Annotated in this window: 3 protein-coding genes; 2 read left to right on the top strand and 1 reads right to left on the bottom strand. The window is 59.0% G+C overall.

Going from position 1 to position 4,677, the window contains the following annotated elements:
• Window positions 1-111: 111 nt before the first annotated feature.
• Together A3730_RS05815 and A3730_RS05810 are read left to right on the top strand one after the other, a co-directional pair.
• The gene (locus A3730_RS05815; protein ID WP_231880598.1) at window positions 112-1,614 is read left to right on the top strand and encodes an adenylate/guanylate cyclase domain-containing protein; all 1,503 of its coding nucleotides are present in this window, start codon (window positions 112-114) and stop codon (window positions 1,612-1,614) included.
• A complete protein-coding gene (locus A3730_RS05810; RefSeq protein ID WP_063537696.1) occupies window positions 1,598-2,617 on the top strand; it encodes a hypothetical protein in 1,020 nt (339 codons plus the stop codon). The genes A3730_RS05815 and A3730_RS05810 overlap by 17 nt, the downstream gene beginning before the upstream one ends.
• 214 nt (window positions 2,618-2,831) lie before the next feature.
• On the opposite strand, the gene gspD is transcribed toward A3730_RS05810, so the two are convergent.
• Window positions 2,832-4,677 (bottom strand): type II secretion system secretin GspD (gspD, locus tag A3730_RS05805; protein WP_063537694.1); only part of this gene is annotated, 1,846 nt, incomplete at its 5' end.

The following is a 4,677-nucleotide window of genomic DNA, read 5'->3' as shown; positions in this document are numbered from 1 at the left end:
GCAAGCACTGCCGCTGACAAGCACAGGCCGGCGCCCCGCGCCTAGTGATACTGCGGCAGGCCGAGAGAAACACAAAGGAACAACCCGTACAGCCACACCAGGGACGTAACTGTGAGCACGCCAAAGGGCCCCGAACAATCCAGCCCCCCCCAACGCACCCGCCTCGGCGAGTGGCTGGCGCCCTATATCCCGGCCTATTTCCCGGTGGCCTGGAAGCTGGGCCTGTCCATTTCCCTGCTGATTCTCTGCGGCATGACTATCCTCGGCACCCTGCTACTCAACAATCAGCTCAGCCGCATGCGCGACCAGGCAGACAGCTTTGGCACGGCCATCGCCCAGCAACTGGCCAACACCGCCCGCGAACCATTACTGGCGGACGACACCTTCTTTCTCAAGGTACAACTCAACAACCTGGCCCGCAGCGACAGCGTTCGCGGCGCCGCCCTGTTCGGTCGCGACGGCAACCTGATCGACAAGGCCGGCATTCTGCCGCTGGCCGCCAGCCCACTGCATGAGCAGGTAAAACGCTGGGATCTGGAAGACGAGCCCGTCACCACCTACTACGCCCCGATCAAGATCAGCGATGCGGTGGCCGGCCACACCGCCATTTCCCTGTCTGACCGCCCCATCGTGGCAGCCCGCCAGGCCGTGCAGGACACCATGGTGACCGCCACCCTGATCATGAGCGTGATCGCCATTATCGTTGCTTTCCTGATCAGCCGCCGCCTGGCCCAGCCGATTCATGACCTGCTGGCTGCCACCAGCGCCATGCGCAAGGGTGATCTCAACTACCGCATTCAGGATCGCCGCAACGACGAAATTGGCGGCCTGATCGAAGCCTACAACACCATGGCCCACGGCATGCTCGAAAAAGATCAGGTAGAACGGGTGCTGCAACGTTTCGTCAGCCCGTCCGTAGCACGCAACATGATGGCTGATCTGGATCAGGTACAACTCGGTGGCCGTGACGTTTCCGCCACGGTGGTCTTTGCGGACATCGTCGGCTTTACCCGGTTGTCCGAAAACCTGGCGCCGGACGCCATCGCCGACATGCTCAATGTCTATTTTGATGCTATCACCACGGCCACCAGCTTTTATCGGGGGACCATCGACAAATACATGGGTGATTGCGCCATGATCGTCTTCGGTGTGCCGGAGAAAGATGATGAACACCTGTTCCACGGCCTGTGTTGTGCGGTGATGATCCAGCGGCTGGTAGAGCGCCTCAATGAACACCGCCATGCCCACGGCCAAACCACCGTGGAATTCCGCATTGGCATCAACTCCGGTGACATGCTGGCCGGCAATCTGGGGTCACGCGATCGCATGCAGTACACCGTGGTGGGCGACGCGGTCAATTTGGCTTCACGGCTGTCGAACATGGCCGGCGGTAACGAAATCATTGCCGCCGCACCGCTTCTGTCCAACCCCAATATTGCCTCCCGGGTTCGCGCCACAGAATCCGGGGCCATGCGTATTCGCGGCAAAGAAAACCCCGTGGGAACCTATCGTATCGATGGCGTTCACGCCTTGTCCGAAACGCTGATGGAACAGCGTATTGCCCAGTTTCTGGCAAAACTGAATACGGAGCATCAACGTGTACAAGGCGAGTAGCCTGACCCTGGCCACGGTACTGGCTGGCTGTGCCACCCTCGGCAACCCCCACCCGGAAAGCGATGTCAGCGCTGCGCTGGAACAACACAATTACAGCCGGGCCGCCGCCATTATTGAACAAACCAAACCCAGGCACCCCGAATACCCGGCCTTGCAGGAGCAATACCCCGGAATCCGCCAGGCCAGCAAGGCGTACCGCCAGCACATCATTCTCCAGGCCCAGGAACTGGGCAGAAAGCAGCAATGGGATGATGCCTTCAACCTGCTGGACCAGAACCGCGACAAGGTACTGAACCCGGCGGCCATGGATGAATTAAGCACCGCCTTATCCACACAGGAAGAGCGCCAGCTGAACCAGTTACTGGCAGAGAGACGCCAGGCCCAGGCTGTCGCCATGCTGGCCAACGACAGGCTGGAACAGCAGCTGGCCGACTTTCATGCGCCCCACGCCAAGCAGGAACGCCAGAAACTGGCCGAGGAGCGTCAGCAACTGATTCAGGACCTGACCACCCTGGGCGAATATTTCGGTGAGCGGGAACAGTGGATGCTGGCCCGCGACCTGCTGCGTTCCGCCCATCAACTGGCCCCCCAGGCCAAACCCTCCCCGGTCCTGGCACAGGCCCAGCAGGTACTGAACAACGAAGAACAGCGCGCCCGCGCCAAGCGTAACCTTGCTCTGCAAACCCAGGCAGAACAACTGATGAGCCGCTACCAGCGCAACGGTCAGCTGCAATCGCTGCTCGCCGCCCGCGCCTTCCTGAACCGGCACCCGGGCAACCCGGCTCTGGCAAGTCATCGCAAACGCCTGGAGCAATGGTGCCGTCGCCGGTTTGCGGAAGAGATGAATACAGGGGAGGCGCTCTACGCCCGCGGCCAGTATCGCGAGGCTTACCGAATCTGGAAACAGGTCGCCCCGCTGTATCCGGACAACGAAGAACTCAACAAGAAACTGGAACGCAGCCAGCGAGTGCTGAGCAACCTGCGCAGCCTCCAGCAATCCTGACCCTGACCGGGCACAACCATGACCGCATAAAAAGGTTCTTCGCACATTTGAGGGAAGGAGAGCGATCTGGTCGAAGGTCGAAGGTCGAACGTCAGAAGTCTGACGCCTGACTTCAGACGTATGACTCGCCAGCCTTCCTGCTAATCCACGATGAACATAAAAAAACGCGCCGAAGCGCGTTTTTTTAACTCGAACGAAGCAAGACCCGTCATAACTACAGGTCTGAATCTCCCTCCGCCTGACGATCCACCCCTGGAACCTTCCTGGGCTGTTTGTCCTCGATGTCCTTTTTGGTGGCCGGAATCGGCGCATCCTGCTCATTGAAGTAGGCATCACGGAAATCCTGCGGCACCGGTGTACGCCCTTCAAAAATATGATCCAGAGTCTGGGGAATCGGATTCTTCTCCACCTGCTCCAGTTCGCCATCATCGTTAAGACGGAACTGCAGGGCGGTGAGGCCCATGTACTTCTCGCGACTCATTTGTACCAGACGATCATTGTTGGCCAGAATCGTCGGTTTCAGGAAAACCATCAGGTTACTCTTCACCCGATCCTTGCTGGTAGACCGGAACAGGAAACCCAGCAGCGGGATGTCACCCAGCAGCGGCACCTTGCGCACCGTAACGCGAATATCGTCCTTGATCAGGCCACCCAGGGCGATGGTCTCAGCATCATCGGCCAGCACCGTACTTTGCAACTTGCGGGTCGTGGTAACGATATCCACGGCATCACCGGCGGAGTCCTTCACCGCAGAGTTTTCCTGCTCCAGCTCCAGACGAATGGTGGACAAGCCCGCCACATGCGGGGTCACTTTAAGTGTCAGCCCCACATCTTCACGCTGAATGGTAGTGAACGGATTGGATACCCCGGAACCCGTGTTGGTGCTTTGCCCGGTCACGAACGGCACATTCTCACCAACAACGATGGAGGCTTCTTCGTTATCCAGGGTCAGAATGCTCGGCGTGGACAGCAGATTCACATCTGACGAAGTGGAAAGTGCCTGAACCAGGGCACCCCACTTCAAGTCGCCGTTGGAATCGGTTTCACCCAGCCCGGCGGTAATACCATCGCCCAGGCTCAGACCAGAAGGATCATCAGTGGCCAGGGCCTGGACGATGGAATTGATACTCAACCCACCGCCACCAAAATTCACTGCGCCGACGCCACTTTCATTGCTGCCGCCCACGTACTGAAAGCCCAGGTTCTTACCCTGCTCGCCGGAGATCTCTACAATCGCCGCCTCAATCAGGATCTGCGCACGGCGCACATCCAGCTGGCTGATCACCGACTGCAGCTCACGCATCATGCTCGGTTCGGCCCGGATCACCAGCGCGTTCAGGGATTCATCTGCCTGAATGGACACTTTACTGTTATTGGATGATGCGGCTGTGGCGGTCTTGCTGTCGCCACCCGCCTTGGTCACCGATGCGCCATCGGCAAAATTCTTCAATAGCTCCGCCAGCGTCTTGGCATCGCCATGGCTAAGACGGATAACTTGCACACCACCATTATCCGTTTCTTCCGTGTCCAGGCTGCGGATCATCTGCACCATACGCTGACGGGTAACTCGATCCCCTTTGATAATCAGCCGATTGGTCCGCTCATCTGCCACCACGGTCACCCCGCCTTCCGGAGTTTTACCGCGACGACCGCCCGTCTGTGGCGTCAGGCTTTCCAGCATCTTCACCATGTCACCAGCGAAGGCATACTTGAGCTTGATCACCTGAACGTCTTCGGATTCCGCACTATCCAGGCTGGCAATTATCGCTTCCATGCGACGGATGTTGTCCATGTGATCACTGATGATCAGCGCATTGGCAGACCCCACCGCCGCCAGATGGCCGTACTGGGGCACCAATGGGCGCAGTACTGGCACCAACTCTTCCACCGGCGAGTTTTCCACCGGAATCACCCGGGTCACCAACTCTTCTCCACCGGCTGCATTCTCGCCCACCAGCGGCAGATTGCTCTGTTTGGCCGTGGTGTTGGGCACAATCTTGATGATGTCGCCGGCCGGCACCGCCGCATAGCCGTGGACCTGAAGCACGGACAGGAACAAC

It is taken from the genome of Alcanivorax sp. HI0044 (assembly GCF_001634945.1).
This window is presented reverse-complemented; position numbering and strand designations above follow the sequence as displayed.